This window comes from Massilia cellulosiltytica (assembly GCF_047325105.1).
In the GTDB taxonomy this organism is placed as follows: Bacteria; Pseudomonadota; Gammaproteobacteria; order Burkholderiales; family Burkholderiaceae_D; genus Telluria; species Telluria orientalis.
Map to the genome: position 1 here is coordinate 384,203 of NZ_CP168562.1, position 17,376 is coordinate 401,578.

19 protein-coding genes are annotated in these 17,376 nt (G+C 67.1%); 15 read left to right on the forward strand and 4 right to left on the reverse strand.

Features of this window, described 5'->3' with window-relative positions; translation table 11 throughout:
- The first annotated feature begins 2 nt into the window (after positions 1-2).
- The 9 genes from paaE to ACEN9H_RS01775 all read left to right on the forward strand — a co-directional run bounded on the left by paaE (position 3) and on the right by ACEN9H_RS01775 (position 9,794).
- Positions 3-1,082 (forward strand): 1,2-phenylacetyl-CoA epoxidase subunit PaaE, encoded by a 1,080-nt coding sequence (gene paaE / locus ACEN9H_RS01735; RefSeq protein ID WP_413673561.1) that lies wholly within the window; start codon positions 3-5, stop codon positions 1,080-1,082.
- Between the two features lie 157 nt (positions 1,083-1,239).
- Positions 1,240-2,031 carry a 2-(1,2-epoxy-1,2-dihydrophenyl)acetyl-CoA isomerase PaaG gene (paaG, locus tag ACEN9H_RS01740; RefSeq protein WP_413673562.1) on the forward strand — a complete coding sequence of 264 codons (792 nt, stop codon included), beginning with the start codon at positions 1,240-1,242 and terminating at the stop codon, positions 2,029-2,031.
- A 2-nt stretch (positions 2,032-2,033) separates the two neighbouring features.
- A complete protein-coding gene (gene paaH / locus ACEN9H_RS01745; protein WP_413673563.1) occupies positions 2,034-3,524 on the forward strand; it encodes a 3-hydroxyacyl-CoA dehydrogenase PaaH in 1,491 nt (496 codons plus the stop codon).
- A complete protein-coding gene (paaI, locus tag ACEN9H_RS01750) occupies positions 3,514-3,945 on the forward strand; it encodes a hydroxyphenylacetyl-CoA thioesterase PaaI (RefSeq protein ID WP_413673564.1) in 432 nt (143 codons plus the stop codon). The genes paaH and paaI overlap by 11 nt, the downstream gene beginning before the upstream one ends.
- 15 nt (positions 3,946-3,960) lie before the next feature.
- Complete coding sequence (paaK, locus tag ACEN9H_RS01755) at positions 3,961-5,271, forward strand: phenylacetate--CoA ligase PaaK (RefSeq protein ID WP_413673565.1); 1,311 nt, start codon at positions 3,961-3,963, stop codon at positions 5,269-5,271.
- Positions 5,272-5,281: 10 nt separating this feature from the next.
- On the forward strand, positions 5,282-6,487 hold the full coding sequence (gene pcaF / locus ACEN9H_RS01760; RefSeq protein WP_413673566.1) for a 3-oxoadipyl-CoA thiolase: 1,206 nt from the start codon (positions 5,282-5,284) through the stop codon (positions 6,485-6,487).
- 15 nt (positions 6,488-6,502) lie between these two features.
- The gene (paaY, locus tag ACEN9H_RS01765; protein ID WP_056124366.1) at positions 6,503-7,096 is read left to right on the forward strand and encodes a phenylacetic acid degradation protein PaaY; all 594 of its coding nucleotides are present in this window, start codon (positions 6,503-6,505) and stop codon (positions 7,094-7,096) included.
- A 10-nt stretch (positions 7,097-7,106) separates the two neighbouring features.
- The gene (paaZ, locus tag ACEN9H_RS01770) at positions 7,107-9,158 is read left to right on the forward strand and encodes a phenylacetic acid degradation bifunctional protein PaaZ (RefSeq protein WP_413673567.1); all 2,052 of its coding nucleotides are present in this window, start codon (positions 7,107-7,109) and stop codon (positions 9,156-9,158) included.
- 42 nt (positions 9,159-9,200) lie between these two features.
- Complete coding sequence (locus tag ACEN9H_RS01775) at positions 9,201-9,794, forward strand: cupin domain-containing protein (protein ID WP_413673568.1); 594 nt, start codon at positions 9,201-9,203, stop codon at positions 9,792-9,794.
- A gap of 16 nt (positions 9,795-9,810) precedes the next feature.
- Here the strand turns inward: ACEN9H_RS01775 and ACEN9H_RS01780 are convergent, their stop codons facing one another.
- From ACEN9H_RS01780 to argH, 3 genes are read right to left on the reverse strand one after another with little or no spacing between them, the layout of a single operon-like run.
- The gene (locus ACEN9H_RS01780; protein WP_160409438.1) at positions 9,811-10,482 is read right to left on the reverse strand and encodes an HAD-IA family hydrolase; all 672 of its coding nucleotides are present in this window, start codon (positions 10,480-10,482) and stop codon (positions 9,811-9,813) included.
- Between the two features lie 16 nt (positions 10,483-10,498).
- Positions 10,499-10,738 (reverse strand): hypothetical protein, encoded by a 240-nt coding sequence (locus ACEN9H_RS01785; protein ID WP_371767140.1) that lies wholly within the window; start codon positions 10,736-10,738, stop codon positions 10,499-10,501.
- Positions 10,739-10,775: 37 nt separating this feature from the next.
- Positions 10,776-12,173: an argininosuccinate lyase gene (argH, locus tag ACEN9H_RS01790; RefSeq protein WP_056124355.1), complete on the reverse strand. Its 1,398-nt coding sequence runs from the start codon at positions 12,171-12,173 to the stop codon at positions 10,776-10,778.
- Positions 12,174-12,326: 153 nt separating this feature from the next.
- On the opposite strand from argH, the gene ACEN9H_RS01795 reads away from it, so the two are divergent.
- The 3 genes from ACEN9H_RS01795 to ACEN9H_RS01805 all read left to right on the forward strand — a co-directional run bounded on the left by ACEN9H_RS01795 (position 12,327) and on the right by ACEN9H_RS01805 (position 14,749).
- Positions 12,327-12,923: a hypothetical protein gene (locus tag ACEN9H_RS01795; RefSeq protein ID WP_413673569.1), complete on the forward strand. Its 597-nt coding sequence runs from the start codon at positions 12,327-12,329 to the stop codon at positions 12,921-12,923.
- A 94-nt stretch (positions 12,924-13,017) separates the two neighbouring features.
- Positions 13,018-13,461 (forward strand): GNAT family N-acetyltransferase, encoded by a 444-nt coding sequence (locus ACEN9H_RS01800; protein ID WP_056124352.1) that lies wholly within the window; start codon positions 13,018-13,020, stop codon positions 13,459-13,461.
- 82 nt (positions 13,462-13,543) lie between these two features.
- Positions 13,544-14,749 carry a cyanophycinase gene (locus tag ACEN9H_RS01805; protein WP_413673570.1) on the forward strand — a complete coding sequence of 402 codons (1,206 nt, stop codon included), beginning with the start codon at positions 13,544-13,546 and terminating at the stop codon, positions 14,747-14,749.
- Here ACEN9H_RS01805 and ftrA read toward each other — a convergent pair.
- Positions 14,718-15,701: a transcriptional regulator FtrA gene (gene ftrA / locus ACEN9H_RS01810; protein WP_413673571.1), complete on the reverse strand. Its 984-nt coding sequence runs from the start codon at positions 15,699-15,701 to the stop codon at positions 14,718-14,720. The genes ACEN9H_RS01805 and ftrA overlap by 32 nt on opposite strands.
- Positions 15,702-15,790: 89 nt before the next feature.
- On the opposite strand from ftrA, the gene ACEN9H_RS01815 reads away from it, so the two are divergent.
- From ACEN9H_RS01815 to ACEN9H_RS01825, 3 genes are read left to right on the forward strand one after another with little or no spacing between them, the layout of a single operon-like run.
- On the forward strand, positions 15,791-16,195 hold the full coding sequence (locus ACEN9H_RS01815) for a rhodanese-like domain-containing protein (protein ID WP_413673572.1): 405 nt from the start codon (positions 15,791-15,793) through the stop codon (positions 16,193-16,195).
- On the forward strand, positions 16,185-16,670 hold the full coding sequence (locus ACEN9H_RS01820) for an N-acetyltransferase family protein (RefSeq protein ID WP_413673573.1): 486 nt from the start codon (positions 16,185-16,187) through the stop codon (positions 16,668-16,670). Before ACEN9H_RS01815 ends, ACEN9H_RS01820 begins: the two co-directional genes overlap by 11 nt.
- 59 nt (positions 16,671-16,729) lie before the next feature.
- Complete coding sequence (locus ACEN9H_RS01825; RefSeq protein WP_413673574.1) at positions 16,730-17,371, forward strand: hypothetical protein; 642 nt, start codon at positions 16,730-16,732, stop codon at positions 17,369-17,371.
- Positions 17,372-17,376: the final 5 nt, after the last annotated feature.

A 17,376-nucleotide genomic window follows, 5' to 3' on the forward strand; every position in this document is an offset into this window, starting at 1 on the left:
ACATGAGCAAGTTCTACCCATTGACCGTGGCGCACGTGAAGCACGAGACGCGCGACGCGATCGCCGTCACGTTCGACGTCCCGCCGCCGCTGCGCGAGGCCTTCCGCTACCGCCAGGGCCAGCATCTGACAGTGCGCACGATGATCGACGGCGAGGACGTGCGCCGCTCCTATTCGATCTGCTCGGCCGTGCAGGATGACAAGCTGCGCGTGGCCATCAAGCGCGTGCAGGGCGGGCTGTTCTCGACCTGGGCCAACGACTGCATCCGGCCCGGCGTCACGCTCGACGTGATGCCGCCGGAAGGCCGCTTCAACCTGCCGCTGGAACCGGACAGTCGCCGCCACTACCTGGCCTTCGCCGCCGGCAGCGGCATCACGCCGATCCTTTCCATCGTCAAGACGACCCTGATCGCCGAGCCGCACAGCCGCTTCACCGTGTTGTACGGGAACCGCGCGTCGTCGTCCGTGATCTTCCGCGACGAACTGGCGGAGCTGAAGGACCAATACCTGGAACGCCTGAACCTCGTCTACGTGATGAGCCGCGAGCAGCAGGACATCGAGCTGTTCAACGGCCGCATCACGCAGGACAAATGCCGCCAGCTGTTCCAGCGCTGGCTGCGCGTGGAAGACGTCGACTACGCGTTCATCTGCGGCCCGGAAGACATGATGCATGGCGTCTCCGCCGCGCTGCAGGAAGCCGGCATGCCGAAGGAGCGCATCCGCATCGAGCTGTTCGCCGCCGGCGCCGCGCAGGAACCGCGCAAGGCGCGCCGCGAGGCGGCGGCCGAAGCGCACCACTTGACCGAAGTCACCGTGATCATGGACGGCAACCACGCCAGCTTCACGATGGACCGCGACAAGGAATCGCTCCTCGACGCCGGCCTGCGCGCGGGCCTCGACATGCGCTATTCCTGCAAGGGCGGCGTGTGCTCGACGTGCCGCTGCAAGGTGCGCGAGGGGCAGGTCGACATGGACGTCAACTATGCGCTGGAAGACTACGAGGTCGCGCGCGGCTTCGTGCTGAGCTGCCAGAGCTTTCCGGTGACGGACAAGGTTGTCGTCGATTTCGACGTGGTCGAATAAACACCCCTCCGTCGTTCCCGGCATTGCCAGAAACGACTCCCCGCGAAGGCGGGGACCCATGCTGAATCGGCTTCGGACGCTCAGTATGGAGGGAATAGTGCCGGGGGCACTATTCCCGCCTGCGCGGGAATGACGGAATTGAGAACGAGGAGACACCATGACCTACGAATCCATCCTGTTCACGATCGAGCAGGGCATCGCCACGCTGACCCTGAACCGCCCCGAACGCCTGAACAGTTTTACCCAGGCGATGCACCTGGAAGTGCGCGCCGCCTTGAAGCGCGTGGAGGACGACAAGTCGGTGCGCGTGCTGTTGCTGACGGGCGCCGGCCGCGGCTTCTGCGCCGGCCAGGACCTGAACGACCGCGCCGTGGAGCCGGGCGCGCCGGGCGTCGACCTGGGCGAATCCGTCGAAAAATTCTATGCCCCGCTCGTGCTCACCTTGAAAAGCCTGCCGCTGCCCGTGATCTGCGCCGTCAACGGCGTGGCCGCCGGCGCCGGCGCCAACCTGGCGCTCGCGTGCGACATCGTGCTGGCCGCGCAATCGGCATCCTTCATCGAAGCGTTCTGCAAATTGGGTCTGATCCCGGACACGGGCGGCACGTGGGCCTTGCCGCGGCTGCTCGGTCCCGCGCGTGCCATGGGTCTCGCCCTGCTGGGCGACAAGCTGCCGGCCGAGAAGGCCGAACAATGGGGCCTGATCTGGCGCTGCGTGCCGGACGAATCGCTGATGGACGAAGCGCTGGCCATGGCCCGCCACTTCGCCACCGCGCCGACGAAGGGTCTGGCGTTCACGAAGCGGGCCATGCACGAAAGCTGGGGCAATACGCTGGAACAGCAGCTGCAACTGGAAGCGGAGATGATGCGCGAACTGGGCTACAGCGACGATTACCGCGAAGGCGTCGCCGCGTTCATCGCCAAGCGCCAGCCCGCGTTCAAGGGGGAGTAAACATGACCCAGGCATTGGAGAAAAACAGCGTCGTCGCCGTCATCGGCAGCGGCGCGATGGGCGCCGGCATCGCCCAGGTGGCGGCCGTCGCCGGGCACACCGTGCGGCTGTACGACACCCGTCCGGAAGCCGTCGAAAAGGCCATCGCCGGCATCGTCAAGGCCTTGGCAAGACTGGTCGAAAAAGGCCGCATGGGCGCGGCGGAAGCGGATCTCGCGCGCGAGCGCATCCACGCGATGCGTGCGCTCGATGAAGCGAAGGATGCCGCGCTGGTCGTCGAAGCCGTCGTGGAGGACCTCGACGTCAAGCGCGCCCTGTTCGCCGACCTGGAAGGCATCGTCGGGCCGGACTGCGTCCTCGCCACGAACACGTCGTCGATCTCCGTCACGGCCATCGGCGCAAGACTGAAACGCCCGGGGCGCCTCGTCGGCATGCACTTCTTCAATCCGGTCCCGCTGATGGCGCTGGTGGAAGTGATCTCCGGTGTCGCCACCGACAAGACCGTCGCGGACACCGTGGTCGCGACCGCCGCGGCCTGGGGCAAGAATCCCGTGCATGCGAAGTCGACGCCCGGCTTCATCGTCAACCGCGTGGCGCGCCCGTATTATGCGGAGGCGCTGCGCCTGCTGCTCGAACAGGCGGGCGACCCGGCCACGATCGATGCCGTGATGCGCGACTGCGGCGGTTTCCGCATGGGCCCTTTCGAGCTGATGGACCTGATCGGCCACGACGTCAATTACTCGGTCACGCAATCCGTCTTCAATGCCTACTACGGCGACCCCCGCTTCGCACCGTCCGTCGTGCAGCAGGAACTGGTGAATGCCGGCTTCCTGGGCCGCAAGACGGGCCGCGGATTCTATCGCTACGGCGACGACGTGGTGCCGCCGCAGGCGCAGGCCGAGTCCGCGCAGCAGGGGGGCGCACAGGCGACGCTTGGCGGCGCCGATCCGGTAACCGCTGCCCTGGAAGCGCGTGTGGGCAGCTCGGAGGGCGCCGCCACGATCTTCCTGACCGACGGCCGCAGCGCCACGCAGCGCGCTCTCGATGAAGGCCGGCCGGACACGATCCTGTTCGACCTGCTGCTCGACCCGGCCAAGGCCACGCGCATCGCGCTGGCGCGCGCGGACCAGTGCAGCGCCGCCGCGTGGAACGCCGCCGTCGGCCTGTTCCAGCAGGCCGGGTTCACCGTGACGCGCCTCGACGACGTGCCGGGCATGGCCGTGATGCGCACCGTCGCGATGCTGGCCAACGAGGCGCTCGACGCCGTCAACCAGGGCGTGTGCAGCGCGGCCGCCGTCGACATCGCGATGCAGAAGGGCGTGAACTATCCGCGCGGTCCGCTGGCCTGGGCCGATGCGATCGGCCTGCGCCACGTCTTCACCGTGCTGGCCAACCTGGGCGCGACGTATGGCGAAGACCGCTACCGCGTGTCGCCGCTGCTGCGCCGCAAGCTCGCCGCCAACCCGACCGGAGCACGCATCCATGCACAGTGACGCACAAGCTCGGGCCGAACTGGCCGGCAAGACGATGTACGAACGCGATCCCGCCAGCCAGGCGCTGGGCATGACGCTCGACGCGATCCGCCCCGGCTACGCGCGCATGCGCATGCGGGTGCGCGAGGACATGCTGAACGGCCACGGCACCTGCCACGGCGGCTATATCTTCATGCTGGCCGACAGCGCGTTCGCATTCGCCTGCAACTCGCACAATTTCAACACGGTGGGCGCCGGCTGCACGATCGACTACCTCGCGCCGGGCCGCGCAGGCGACGTGCTCGTGGCCGAAGCGGTCGAGCAGGCGCTGGCCGGCAAGACGGGTGTCTACGACGTCGTCGTGACCGACCAGGACGGGCGCAAGGTCGCGCTGTTCCGCGGGAAGTCGCATCGCGTCGCGGGCCATGTCGTCGATCTATAAATGGAGGAGACAACGATGGTGCAACGCATTCCGCAACCGGGCGAACTGGAGCCGATCGAGCGCGCCAGCCGCGACGAACTGCAGGCCCTGCAACTGGAACGGCTGAAGTGGAGCCTGAAGCACGCCTACGACAACGTGCCGCACTACCGCCGCGCGTTCGACGAGGCGGGCGTGCATCCGGACGACCTGAAGACGCTGGCCGACCTGGCGAAATTCCCGTTCACGGACAAGAAGACACTGCGCGACAATTATCCGTTCGGCCTGTTCGCCGTGCCGCGCGAGCAGGTCGTGCGCGTGCACGCGTCGTCCGGCACGACGGGCAAGCCGACCGTCGTCGGCTACACGCAGCGCGACATCGACACGTGGGCCGGCGTCGTCGCCCGCTCGATCCGCGCGGCGGGCGGGCGTCCCGGCGACATGGTGCACATCGCCTATGGCTACGGCCTGTTCACGGGCGGTCTCGGCGCTCACTACGGCGCGGAGCGCCTGGGCTGCACGGTCGTGCCGATGTCGGGCGGGCAGACGGAAAAGCAGGTCCAGCTGATCCAGGACTTCAAACCCTCGATCATCATGGTGACCCCGTCGTACATGCTGAACATCGTCGAGGAATTCAGGCGCCAGGGCCTCGATCCGGCCGCGTCCTCGCTCAAGGTGGGCATTTTCGGCGCCGAGCCGTGGACGGACGCCATGCGCCGCGAGATCGAGGAACGCGCCGGCATCGACGCCGTCGACATCTACGGCCTGTCGGAAGTGATGGGGCCGGGCGTCGCCGGCGAATGCATCGAAGCGAAGGACGGCCCCGTGATCTGGGAGGATCACTTCTACCCCGAGATCATCGACCCGGACACGGGCGAGGTGCTGCCGGACGGCGCAGAGGGCGAGCTCGTATTCACGTCGCTGACGAAGGAAGCGCTGCCGATCATCCGCTACCGCACGCGCGATCTCACGAAGCTGTTGCCGCCGACGGCGCGCTCCATGCGCCGCATGGGCCGCATCAACGGCCGCTCGGACGACATGCTGATCATCCGCGGCGTGAACGTGTTCCCCAGCCAGGTCGAGGAACAGATCCTGCAGATGCCGGCGCTGGCGCCACACTACCAGCTCGTCGTCACGCGCGACGGGCACCTCGATGCGCTGGCAGTCCATTGCGAGCTGCGCGACGAGAGTGCGGACAATGTGGACGCGCTGACCCGCGAGCTGCAGCACCGCATCAAGACGTATATCGGCGTGACGACGGCCGTCACCCTGCTGCCCGCGCAGGGCATCGAACGCTCGCTCACGGGCAAGGCGCGCCGCGTGGTCGACAGGCGGCCCAAGAATAACTAAGGAGATTCCAATGACTGACGCATTCATCGTCGACGCCATCCGCACCCCGTTCGGCCGCTTCGGCGGCGCCCTGTCCGGCGTGCGTGCGGACGACCTGGCCGCGCTGCCGATCGCCGCGCTCATGGCCCGCAATCCCGGCGTCGACTGGTCCCAGGTCGACGACGTGCTGTACGGCTGCGCCAACGGCGCCGGCGAAGACAACCGCAACGTCGCGCGCATGGCCGCGCTGCTGGCCGGCTTGCCGCCATCCGTGCCGGGTTCCACGATCAACCGCCTGTGCGGCTCCAGCCTGGACGCCGTCGGCAGCGCCGCGCGCGCGATCCGCGCGGGCGAGGCGAACCTGATCATCGCCGGCGGCGTGGAGAGCATGACGCGCGCCCCGTTCGTGATGGCCAAGGCGGACAGCGCGTTCTCGCGCAGCGCGAAGATCGAAGACACGACGATCGGCTGGCGCTTCGTGAATCCGAAGATGAAGGCGCAGTACGGCATCGACTCGATGCCGGAGACGGCGGAGAACGTGGCGCGCGATTTCGGCATCGCGCGCGGCGACCAGGACGCGTTCGCGCTGCGCAGCCAGCAGCGCTGGGCGGCGGCGCAGGCGGCCGGCGTGTTCAAGGACGAGATCGTGCCGGTGACGCTGCATGGCAAGAAAGGCGAGTCGCGCGTATTCGACACCGACGAGCACCCGCGCCCCGACACGAGCCTGGAATCGCTGTCCCGTCTGAAAGGCGTCGTGACGCCGGACGGCACGGTCACGGCAGGCAACGCGTCCGGCGTCAACGACGGCGCCTGCGCAGTGCTGGTCGCCTCCGGCGCGGCCGTGGACAAATTCGGCCTGACGCCGCGCGCCCGCGTCGTCGGCATGACGACGGTGGGCCTGGCGCCGCGCATCATGGGCTTCGGCCCCGCGCCCGCGACGAAGAAACTGCTGGCGATGACCGGTTTGAGCATCGGCCAGATGGACGTCATCGAACTGAACGAAGCGTTCGCGTCCCAAGGATTGGCCGTGCTGCGCGACCTGGGCTTGCCGGACGACGCCGCGCACGTGAACCCGAACGGCGGCGCCATCGCCATCGGCCACCCGCTGGGCGCCTCCGGTGCGCGGCTCGTCACGGCGGCCGTCAACCAGCTGCACCGCACCGGTGGCCGCTACGCGCTGTGCACGATGTGCATTGGCGTCGGCCAAGGCATCGCAATGATCGTGGAACGCGTGTAAGGAAGAGAGAACGTCATGGTGAAAGTCTATGAAATCGACGGACTGCGCCCCGTCGTGCACCCGACGGCGTACGTGCACCCGACGGCGGTGCTGATCGGCGACGTGATCGTCGGCCCGCGCTGCTATGTCGGGCCGCTGGCGTCGCTGCGCGGTGACTTCGGGCGGCTGATCCTGGAAGAGGGCGCGAACGTGCAGGACACGTGCGTGATGCACGGCTTTCCGGAAGACGACACGGTCGTCGAGGTGGACGGCCACATCGGCCACGGCGCCGTGCTGCACGGCTGCCGCGTGGGCAGGAACGCGATGGTCGGGATGAATGCGGTCGTGATGGACAAGGCCGTCGTCGGCGCGGAATCCATCGTGGGCGCGGCGGCGTTCGTGAAGGCGGGCATGGTGATCCCGCCGCGCAGCCTCGTGCTGGGCGCGCCGGCGAAGATCGTGCGGGCCGTGTCGGACGAGGAGATCGCATGGAAGAGCTATGGCACGCGGCAGTACCACGACCTGAACGTCAGGTCGATGCGCACGATGCGTGAAGTGGAAGCGTACACGGAAGTGGAACCGGAGCGGCAGCGCATCGTGTTCGACGAGCCGCACAAGCCAAAGACATAAGGAGACGAGGATGCACACCCCAACCACCCTGCAAAGCCTGATCGCCGGCCGCTGGCTCGGCAGCGAAGCGCACCAGCCGCTGCACAGCGCCCTGGACAACCAGCTGATCTATCACACGCACGCCGACCGGATCGACTTCGGCGAAGCCGTCGCGTATGCCCGCAAGACGGGCGTGCAGGCGCTGATGGCGATGGACTTCCAGAAGCGCGCCCAGCGCCTGAAAGCCCTCGCGGCTTACCTGATGGAGCGGAAGGAAGAATTGTACGAGATCTCGCACCTGACCGGCGCCACGCGGCAGGACAGCTGGGTGGACGTCGAAGGCGGCATCGGCACGCTGTTCGCGTATGCCAGCATCGGCGGGCGCGAGCTGCCGTCGTCGAACGTGCTGCACGAAGGGCCGGCCATGGCGCTCGGCAAGCGGGGCGGCTTCGCGGGCACGCACATCCTCGTGCCGCGCGGCGGCGTCGCCGTGCACATCAATGCTTTCAATTTCCCGATCTGGGGCCTGCTGGAGAAATTCGCGCCGAGCTTCCTCGCCGCCATGCCCTGCATCGCCAAGCCGGCCACCGCCACCAGCTACCTCACGCATGCGGTGGTCAAGATGATGATGGAGTCGGCGCTGCTGCCGGAGGGCTGCCTGCAGCTCGTCATCGGCTCGACGGGCGACCTGCTGGACCGCCTGAACGGCTTCGATGCGGTGACGTTCACGGGTTCCGCCGACACGGCCGCGAAGCTGCGCGGCAACGCGAACCTGATCCGCGAATCCGTGCCGTTCACGGGGGAAGCGGATTCGCTGAACGCCGCCATCCTCGCGCCGGACGTCACGCCCGATGACGAAGAACTGGACCTGTTCGTCAAGGAAGTGGCGCGCGAGATGACGGGCAAGGCGGGCCAGAAATGCACGGCGATCCGCCGCGTGATCGTGCCCGAGCACCTGGCGGACGTCGTCGGCGAGCGCCTGCGTGCGCGCCTCGCGAAGATCGTCGTCGGCAATCCGAAGGTCGAGGGCGTGCGCATGGGGGCACTGGCGTCGCTGGACCAGCAGCGCGACGTCAGCGAGCGCGTCGAGATGCTCGCGCGCGGCAACGAGGTGCTGTTCAGCGCCCGCGACGGTTTCCAGCCTGTCGGCGACGGTTGCGCCGCCGGCGCGTTCTTCGCGCCCACCTTGCTGCTGTGCCGCAACGCGATGGTCAACGATGCCGTGCACGACATCGAGGCGTTCGGCCCCGTCAGCACGATGATGACCTACCATGACATCGACGAGGCGCTGGCGCTGGCGGCGCGCGGCAAGGGCAGCCTCGTGACGACCCTGGTGACGAAGGACCCGGCCATCGCGGCGCATGCGGTGCCCGTCGCGGCGGCGTCGCATGGCCGCGTGCACATCCTCGACCGCGTCGCGGCCGTGGACTCCACGGGCCACGGCTCGCCGCTGCCGATGCTCAAGCACGGCGGTCCGGGCCGCGCCGGCGGCGGTGAGGAACTCGGCGGTATCCGCGCGGTCAAACACTTCCTGCAGCGGGCGGCGGTGCAAGGTTCGCCGACGATGCTGGCGGCCGTCACGGGAGAATACGTGCGCGGCGCGGCCGTCAAGGAATCGGAAGTGCACCCGTTCCGGCGCTATTTCGAAGACCTGGAGATTGGCCACTCGCTGCTGACGCACCGCCGGACGGTCAGCGAGGCGGACATCGTGAACTTCGGCGGCGTCTCGGGCGATTATTTCTACATGCACTTCGACGAGATCGCGGCGAAGGATACGCAGTTCGGCAAGCGCATCGCGCACGGCTACTTCGTGCTGTCGGCGGCGGCGGGCCTGTTCGTGTCGCCGGCGCCCGGCCCCGTGCTGGCGAACTATGGCCTGGACAACCTGCGCTTCGTGGCGCCGGTGGCGATCGGCGACACGATCCGCGCGCGCCTCACGTGCAAGCGCAAGGTCGACCGCAACCGCACGGACGACCAGGGGCGGGGGCAGGGCGTGGTGGCGTGGGACGTCCAGGTGACGAATCAGAACGACGAACTCGTCGCAAGTTACGATATCCTGACGCTGGTGCAAAAACGCGGCTGAGGAAGGGCCAAGGCCGCGCGCAAACCTGATAAGGAGTGATCCATGTCGCGGCTAGACCTGAGCAGTATTCCCGTGCTGACCGGTACCGGGTATCCCGATCCCTTTGCCGAAGCCGTCAACGGCCGCAGCAAGCAGGCGCTGGGCGATGCCGGCGGCCTGACGCAGTTCGGCGTCAACCTCGTCGAGCTGCTGCCCGGCGCCGCCTCGTCGCAGCGCCACTGGCACAGTCACGAGGATGAATTCGTGATGGTCGTCTCCGGCGAGCTGACGCTCGTCACGGACGAAGGCGAAACCCTGATGCGCGCGGGCGATTGCGCGGCGTTCCCGGCCGGGCGGCCGAACGGCCACCAGCTCATCAATCGCGGTTGGGGCAATGCGCTGCTCCTGTGCGTGGGCTCGCGCATTCCCGAGGACAAGGCCGAGTATCCGGACATCGACCTCGTGTACGACGGCAAGACCGACAGTTATGCCCACCGCGACGGCACGCCGTATCCCAAGCGTGATACGCGCACCTCGTCCATGCCGGCGGCCGCGCCGGCCGCAGCGCTCGAAACGGACGAAAAGACGCTGGACCCGCGCGTGTTCCGGGCCGACCACGGGGAGCAGGCCGGCATCGTGCCGGACGAACCCCGCTAGCGGCTCCTCACAGACGTTACGGCCGGCGCTGCACGCGCAGCAGGCCGTCGGCCGTCGTTACGGCGCGCAGATCCGCGTAATCGAGCACGGAAGCAACATCGGTCTCGAGCGGATGCGCGTGGGTGACCGTCACGACGATGCTGTCCATGCCGGCAGCAGCGGCCGAACGCAGGCCGGCCAGCGTGTCTTCGAACACGAGGCAGTCTTCCGGCTTCACGCCCAGCTTGCGCGCGCCCAGCAGGAAAGGATCGGGCGCGGGCTTGCCCCGTTCGACGTCCTCGGCGGCCACCAGCACGGCCGGCAACGGCAGGCCGGCCGCCGCGATGCGTGCTTCGGCCAGCGCGCGCGGCGCGGACGTGACGATGGCCCAGCGCCCGGCCGGCAGGCTGGCGATGAAGTCGGCCGCGCCTTCGATGGCTTCGATGCCGGCCACGTCCTCGATCTCCGCGCGCGTGATGAACGCGGCTTCCGCTACCGGGTCCACGCCGGGCAGTTCCAGCGCGCGGATGGTTTCCTCGGTGCGTTTGCCGTGGATCGTGGGCAGGAAGGCCGCCACGTCGAGCCCGTGGCCGGCGGCCCAGTCGCCCCAGACCCGCTCGGCGGCCTTGATGGAAGTGAGAATGGTGCCGTCCATGTCGAATAGGAAGGCGGAAAAATCGCGTTGGGGCAGGGCTGGCGTTGCAGTCATGGATCTTTCTTGTGGGTTACAGTCGGCGCGAGTTGATCTTGCGGGCGTAGCGGTCGTGGACGTGCTGGCTGATGAAGCTCGACAACCCGCGGCCGGCCCGGGCCAGTTCCTGCATGCGCGCGATGTTGGCGGCGCCGGCGCTGTCTTCCGTGTAGAGATAGCGTTCGCCGTTCCTGAACTGGACGATGATCTGGCCGGCGTCGATGTCGTAGGCAACGACGCCGGATTCACGACTCTGGTTGCCGTAGCGTTGCATGGGTGTCCTCCGTCAGGGCGGACACCCGGGGGCGTCCTTATTCCGCCAATTGTGCCCGGACACGGGCAATGGCCGCGCGCACCTGGTTCGGGGCCGTGCCGCCCACGTGGTCGCGCGCCGCGACGGAACCTTCCAGGGTCAGCACGGCGAACACGTCCTGCTCGATCAGCGGCGAGAACTCGCGCAGGCGCTCCAGCGACATCTCCGACAGGTCGCATTTCGCGTCGTCGCACGCGCGCACGGCGTGCGCCACGGCTTCGTGCGCATCGCGGAACGGCAGGCCCTTCTTGACGAGGTAGTCGGCCAGGTCGGTCGCCGTCGCATAGCCCTGCAGGGCGGCGGCGCGCATGTTGTCGGGCTTGACGGTGATGCCGGAAGCCATGTCGGTGAAGATGCGCAGGGTGTCCAGCACCGTGTCGACGGTGTCGAACAGCGGCTCCTTGTCTTCCTGGTTGTCCTTGTTGTATGCGAGCGGCTGGCCCTTCATCAGGGTCAGCAGGCCCATCAGGTGACCGTAGACGCGGCCCGTCTTGCCGCGCGCCAGTTCCGGTACGTCCGGGTTCTTTTTCTGCGGCATGATCGACGAGCCGGTGCAGAAGCGGTCGGCGATGTCGATGAAGCCGATGCGCGGGCTCATCCACGTCACCAGCTCTTCCGACATGCGCGAGATGTGCATCATCAAGACCGATGCGGCTGCCGTGAACTCGATGGCGAAATCGCGATCAGATACAGCGTCGAGCGAGTTGTGGCAGACGTCTTCGAAACCGAGGGTCCTGGCCACGCGCAGGCGGTCGATGGGGAAGGTGGTGCCCGCCAGGGCGGCGGCACCCAGCGGCAGGCGGTTCACGCGGCGGCGCGTGTCGGCCATGCGCTCGGCGTCGCGGCCGAACATTTCCACATAGGCCAGCAGGTGGTGGCCGAAGGTCACCGGCTGCGCCACCTGCAGGTGCGTAAAGCCCGGCATGATGGTGTCTGCGTTGCGTTCCGCCAGGTCGGTCAGGGCGCCGCGCAGGCTTCTCAAGAGGGCGAGGATGTCGTCGATGGCGGCGCGCATGTACAGGCGGATGTCGGTCGCCACCTGGTCGTTGCGGGAACGGCCCGTGTGCAGGCGCTTGCCGGCGTCGCCGACCAGTTCCGTCAGGCGTTTTTCGATGTTCAGGTGCACGTCTTCCAGGTCGAGCAGCCACTCGAACTGGCCGGCTTCGATCTCGCTGCGGATCTGCGCCATGCCGCGCTCGATCTCGGCACGGTCTGCGGCGCTGATGATGCCCTGGGCAGCCAGCATTTCGGCGTGGGCGAGCGAACCCTGGATGTCGAACAGGGCCAGGCGCTTGTCGAAGAAGACGGACGCGGTGTAGCGCTTGACGAGGTCGGAGACGGGTTCGGAGAAGCGGGCCGACCAGGCTTCCGCTTTTTTGGCAAATTGATCAGTCATGATGGGAGACGGGTGACGGGATGTTCTTGGATTTCCTGATTATAAACTGTGCAGACTTACCCCCGGCGATTGCGCCCCGATGACTTTCATCCGCAAATGGCCGATGATGTCGTTGTTATTGGTAATTCCATAACATAACGACGGGAGACGGACATGTCAGCGAGACACTGGGTGGGTTGGATGGCGGCGATGGCGATCGTGGCCGGGACGCATGCTCAACCGGGACAGGTGCCGCCGGTAGGGCCGGTCGCCGCCGCGGCCACGCCGGCCGCAACCCCGGCGTCGAGCCCTGCCGCCCGCCCGGTCGACGTCGCCACTGTCGACGGCATCGTTGCCGCGCTGTACGACGTCATTTCCGGCACGGCCGGCCAGCCGCGCGACTGGGACCGGATGCGCTCGCTGTTCGCACCGGAAGGCCGGCTGATGGCCGTCGGCGCGCGGCCGGAGGGCGTGTATGCCCTGCGCGCCATGACGGTCGAGGACTATATCGCCCGTAACTCGAAGGCGTTCGCGACGATGGGCTTTTTCGAGCGCGAGGCAGCGCGCAACACGGAGACGTTCGGCCAGATCGTCCATGTGTTCAGCACATACGAATCGCGGCATGCGCGCGGGGACGCCGAACCGTTCCAGCGCGGCATCAACAGCATTCAGCTGTACCACGACGGCAAGCGCTGGTGGATCGTGAACTTGTTGTGGCGCGCCGAGGACGCGTCGCTGCGCCTGCCGGAGCGCTATCTGCCCAGGCGCTGACCGGTTCATGCGCGCACGATTGGCGGAAACGTCCATGCGGACCGGAACGGGGCTAGAATTGGTTTTTTTACCAGATTGACGGTTTGGCGTGTCCATGATTCCAACCACCAACGATTCCAGTTTCCAGGTCAGCACGGACCGGACGACGCTCGATATTCCCATGATCTACCGCTTCCTCAGCGAGCAGTCGACTTGGGCCGTCGGCATCTCGCGTACCGTGGTCGAGCGCTCGATCGAGAATTCGCTGTGCTTCGGCGGCTACATCGACGGCCGCCAGATCGCGTTCGCGCGGGTCATCACCGACTATGCGACGATGGCCCACTTGTGCGACGTCTTCGTCGTGCCCGAGTACCGCGGGCGCGGCTATGCGAAGCAGCTGATCCGCATCGTCATGGAGCATCCGAGTCTGCAGCGCATGCGCCGGTTCACCCTCAACACGAACGACGCGCACAGCCTGTTTTCCCGCTTCGGCTTCGCGCCGTCCGAGCGTCCTGACACGCTGATGGAACGCTACTACCCGAACATATATCTTTCCTGACCGGACGCAACACGCTGCCGGTCCTCTACAATCAGGCTTACTGTTTGTCGAAGTCGGGAAGGGTTTTATGGTTCGGTCTGCGTTGCGTCTTTTCCTGGCCGTGCTGCTGCTGGCCGGCGCGCCCTGGTGCGCCGCCGCCGATGCGGTGGTACAGCCCAAGGGATCCCTCGTCATCATCGGCGGCAATCTGCGCCCCTCGAATGGTCCCGTGTGGGAACGCATCATCCAGCTCGCGGGCGGGAAGGGGGCGCGCATCGCCGTGTTCGCGTCCGCGTCGGGCACGCCGGAACGGTCCGGCAAGAGCCTCGTCGAGCGCCTCAACAGCTATGGCGCCAAAGCATTTTTCGTCCCCGTCGCGGTCAAGCTGTCCGGCAGTAATTACCAGGCGGCGGCCGACGACCGGGGTCTGGCCGACGCCGTGCGCAACGCGAACGGTGCGTTCTTCGCGGGCGGCGACCAGAGCCGGATCACGCGCGCACTGCGCCACGAGGACGGCAGCAATACCCGCGTCCTGGATGCCCTGTGGGACATGTACCGGCGCGGCGGCGTGATCGCCGGCTCCAGCGCCGGTGCCGCCATCATGAGCAGCACGATGTTCGGCCGGCCCCGCACCGTGCTGGCCACGCTCAAGCTGGGCGTGGAAGAGGGCGAGGAAATCACGGACGGGCTCGGCTTCGTCGGCGACGACGTCTTCATCGACCAGCACCTGCTCGTGCGCGGCCGTTTCGCGCGCATGCTGCCCGCCATGCTCAAGAAAGGCTACAAGCTGGGCCTGGGCATCGACGAGGACACGGCGATGGTGGTGCTGCCCAACCGCGACGTCGAGGTGATCGGCTACAAGGGTGCGCTCGTGCTCGACCTGTCGAACGCGATCGTGCACGAGGGCGCGTTCAACGTGACCAACGTGCGCGTCAGCTACCTCGACAACGGCGACCACTTCAATATCGTCACGCGCGAATGCACGCCGTCCGAGGACAAGGCCGACAACAAGCTCGACCCGTCGCGGCCGTACTACCGCGAACCGCTGTTCACCGCCGACATCCTCGGCAACAGCACCGTCGTCGACCTGATGAGCAAGCTGATCGACAGCGACCAGCCGGACGCGATCGGCATCACGCTCGGCAGCCCGAACGGCGTCCAGCCCGACCTCGGCTTCGAATTTCGTTTTACACGTACGGACGACAGCGTCGGCTACCAGTCGTCGTCGATGGAATCCTATTCGATCTACGACGTGCGGCTCGACATCCGGCCGATCCTCATCCGCCGTCCGCTGTACCAGTACAAGTAACCGGGCCGGGCGGGCGCTTGCGGTAGCGCCCGGGCGATGCCAGCCCGTGCGCACGGAAATGCCGGCGCAGCGATTCGGCCGAGCCGAGCCCGGCCAGGTCGGCGATCGCATCGATGGCGAGCTGCGGCCGCGATTCCAGCAGTTGCGCGGCAAGCGCGACCCGCTCGCGCACGAGCCAGCCGAGCGGCGCGAGGCCCGTTCTTTCCTTGAAGCGGCGCTGGAAGGTGCGCGTCCCCAGTCGTGCCTCGGCCGCCATCGAGGCCACCGTGTGCTCGGCGCGGATGGTTTCGCGCACGTGGTCCATCAGGCGGGCGATGGTGTCCACGCCGGCATCGGGCACCGGGCGCGCGACGCGCTGCGCCTGGTCGCCGTCGCGGTGCGCCGGGATCACGAGGCGTTGTGCGACAAGGTTGGCGACCTCGGCCCCGAAGTCGGTGCGCACGAGGTGCAGCAGCATGTCGAGGCCGGCCGCGGAACCGGCCGACGTGACGATGTTGCCGGATTCGACGTACAACGCGTCCGGATCGATCTCGATGGCCGGAAAGCGGGCGAGCATGTCGTCCAGGTAGTGCCAGTGCGTGGTGGCCCGCAGGCCGTCGAGCAGGCCGGCGTACGCCAGCACGTAGGCGCCCGAGCAGATCGTGCATAGACGCGCGCCACGTGCGTGCGCCGCGCGCAGGGCGTCGGCGAGGGCGGGCGGCGGCACCTCGTACCGGTCGCGCCAGCCGGGAATGACGATCGTGTCCGCGTGCACGAGGGCGTCGAGGCCGTGCGGGACCTGCACCGTCAGGCCACCCCGCGCGCGCAGGGGACCGGGCTCGATGGCGCATACCGTATGGCTATACCAGCGCACCCCCAGTTCCGGACGCTCCAGGGCGAACAGCTCGATGGCGCAGGCGAACTCGAAAGTGCACAGGCCATCGTAGGCGATGATGGAGACGTGATGGGACATGGCGCAATGTTACCAATTTCTGTCACGCAAGGCACTGCCGCCAGCGCGCCGGCGCTGCGACACTGGCGCCTTATTGACAGGAGAAACGCATGACTTCATCCGTATCCGCCATCCCCGCAGCCTCCGGCGAGCGCGCGATGGTTCATTTTGGTACCGCCTTCGAATTCGAGACGGATTGCTGGGACGTGCACGACGCGATCGCCAGCGGCACGCAGGATTTCGTCCTGTTCGACGTGCGCAGCCCCGAGCTGTACGCACGGGGCCATGTGCCGCAGGCGATTAACATGCCGCACGGGAAGATCGTCGAGGCGAAGCTCCGCGATTATCCGCTGGACACCTTGTTCGTCGTCTATTGCGCCGGCCCCCATTGCAATGGCGCGCACCGCGCCGCGTACCGGCTGGCGAAGCTGGGGCGGCCCGTCAAGCTGATGATCGGCGGGATCACGGGCTGGATCGACGAAGGGTTCGAACTGGCGACCGGCGATGGCGCATGATCGCTGTCCGATCCGGCCCGCGCGGCCGGAAGACGCGGAGGCGCTCATCGGCATGATGCGCGCGCTGGCGGCATGCGAGGGTTATCTGCCCCGGTTCCGGGTGACGGCCCGCGACCTGCGTGCCCGCGCCTTCGGGCCGGGTGCACAGTGCGGGATCCTCGTCGCACAAGGCGAGGGCGGGAGGCTTGCCGGCTATGCCGTCTGGCTCGTCCAGGCATTCACGTTCGACCTGCGCCCAACTGTGACTCTGAAGGAATTGTTCGTCGACGCCGCGTACCGAAACCAGGGCATTGCGGCGGATCTGTTTGCCCACTTGCGGCGCGAGGCGGAATGCATCGGCGCCGGACAGATCACCTGGCTCGTGCTCCCCACCAACGTTGGCGCGAAACGGCTGTACCGCCGCTTCGGCGGCGCGCCCGATCCGGATTGGGAACACTGGCGGCTCGCGTTGCCCGAGGTGTCAACCGAAGGTTGATTGTCAGAAAGCCAAACCTGCGCTAGATTGCAAGTTTCATATCTATCGCAGGGTCCACCATGCATTTCGAGGTTCCGAAATCGAAGAAGCTGAAGGAGTTCGGCGGCGAGTACGTGATGATCGTCATCAGTATCCTGACCGCCCTGGCGCTCGAGCACGCCGTACAGACCATCCACCACAAGCATCTTGCGCACGAGGCCGCCGAGAAGATCGAGGCCGAACTGCGCCTCAACGCGAAGGACGTCCAGACCGTGCTCGCGCATAACGAGAGCGACCTGAAAGAAGTCAAGCGGGTTCGCGCCGAATTGTTGCAGGGCATCCGCGACAAGGTGGCCGACGATGTGTTGATGGCGCGCTTCAAGACCGACTGGAAGGAAGGCATCACCCTCGGCATCCAGGTACCCACGTTGCGCCATGAAGCATGGGACGCCGCCGTCGCCAACCAGGCCGTGACATGGATGCAGGACGAGCAGTTGCAGCGGTATGTGACGGCCTATGCCAATATGCGTGACGTACAGACGCTCACGGGCGCCGGCAGTGCGAATTTCCTCGACGGCCCGCGCATGATGGACATGTTGAGCGACCTCGAAACGGGCATCGCGACACCGCACCAGATGCTCAAGACCTTGACCCAGATACGCAGCGCTTACGGCAGCATCGACGGCAACCTGCAAAGCTTGCTGAAGAGCCTGCCAAACTGACGACG

Bases quoted from the DNA above. Each gene is read 5' to 3' on its own strand.
- paaE (WP_413673561.1), top strand. From the start codon at position 3: ATGAGCAAGTTCTACCCATTGACCGTGGCGCACGTGAAGCACGAGACG.
- paaG (WP_413673562.1), top strand. From the start codon at position 1,240: ATGACCTACGAATCCATCCTGTTCACGATCGAGCAGGGCATCGCCACG.
- paaH (WP_413673563.1), top strand. From the start codon at position 2,034: ATGACCCAGGCATTGGAGAAAAACAGCGTCGTCGCCGTCATCGGCAGC.
- paaI (WP_413673564.1), top strand. From the start codon at position 3,514: ATGCACAGTGACGCACAAGCTCGGGCCGAACTGGCCGGCAAGACGATG.
- paaK (WP_413673565.1), top strand. From the start codon at position 3,961: ATGGTGCAACGCATTCCGCAACCGGGCGAACTGGAGCCGATCGAGCGC.
- pcaF (WP_413673566.1), top strand. From the start codon at position 5,282: ATGACTGACGCATTCATCGTCGACGCCATCCGCACCCCGTTCGGCCGC.
- paaY (WP_056124366.1), top strand. From the start codon at position 6,503: ATGGTGAAAGTCTATGAAATCGACGGACTGCGCCCCGTCGTGCACCCG.
- paaZ (WP_413673567.1), top strand. From the start codon at position 7,107: ATGCACACCCCAACCACCCTGCAAAGCCTGATCGCCGGCCGCTGGCTC.
- ACEN9H_RS01775 (WP_413673568.1), top strand. From the start codon at position 9,201: ATGTCGCGGCTAGACCTGAGCAGTATTCCCGTGCTGACCGGTACCGGG.
- ACEN9H_RS01780 (WP_160409438.1), bottom strand. From the start codon at position 10,482: ATGACTGCAACGCCAGCCCTGCCCCAACGCGATTTTTCCGCCTTCCTA.
- ACEN9H_RS01785 (WP_371767140.1), bottom strand. From the start codon at position 10,738: ATGCAACGCTACGGCAACCAGAGTCGTGAATCCGGCGTCGTTGCCTAC.
- argH (WP_056124355.1), bottom strand. From the start codon at position 12,173: ATGACTGATCAATTTGCCAAAAAAGCGGAAGCCTGGTCGGCCCGCTTC.
- ACEN9H_RS01795 (WP_413673569.1), top strand. From the start codon at position 12,327: ATGTCAGCGAGACACTGGGTGGGTTGGATGGCGGCGATGGCGATCGTG.
- ACEN9H_RS01800 (WP_056124352.1), top strand. From the start codon at position 13,018: ATGATTCCAACCACCAACGATTCCAGTTTCCAGGTCAGCACGGACCGG.
- ftrA (WP_413673571.1), bottom strand. From the start codon at position 15,701: ATGTCCCATCACGTCTCCATCATCGCCTACGATGGCCTGTGCACTTTC.
- ACEN9H_RS01815 (WP_413673572.1), top strand. From the start codon at position 15,791: ATGACTTCATCCGTATCCGCCATCCCCGCAGCCTCCGGCGAGCGCGCG.
- ACEN9H_RS01820 (WP_413673573.1), top strand. From the start codon at position 16,185: ATGGCGCATGATCGCTGTCCGATCCGGCCCGCGCGGCCGGAAGACGCG.
- ACEN9H_RS01825 (WP_413673574.1), top strand. From the start codon at position 16,730: ATGCATTTCGAGGTTCCGAAATCGAAGAAGCTGAAGGAGTTCGGCGGC.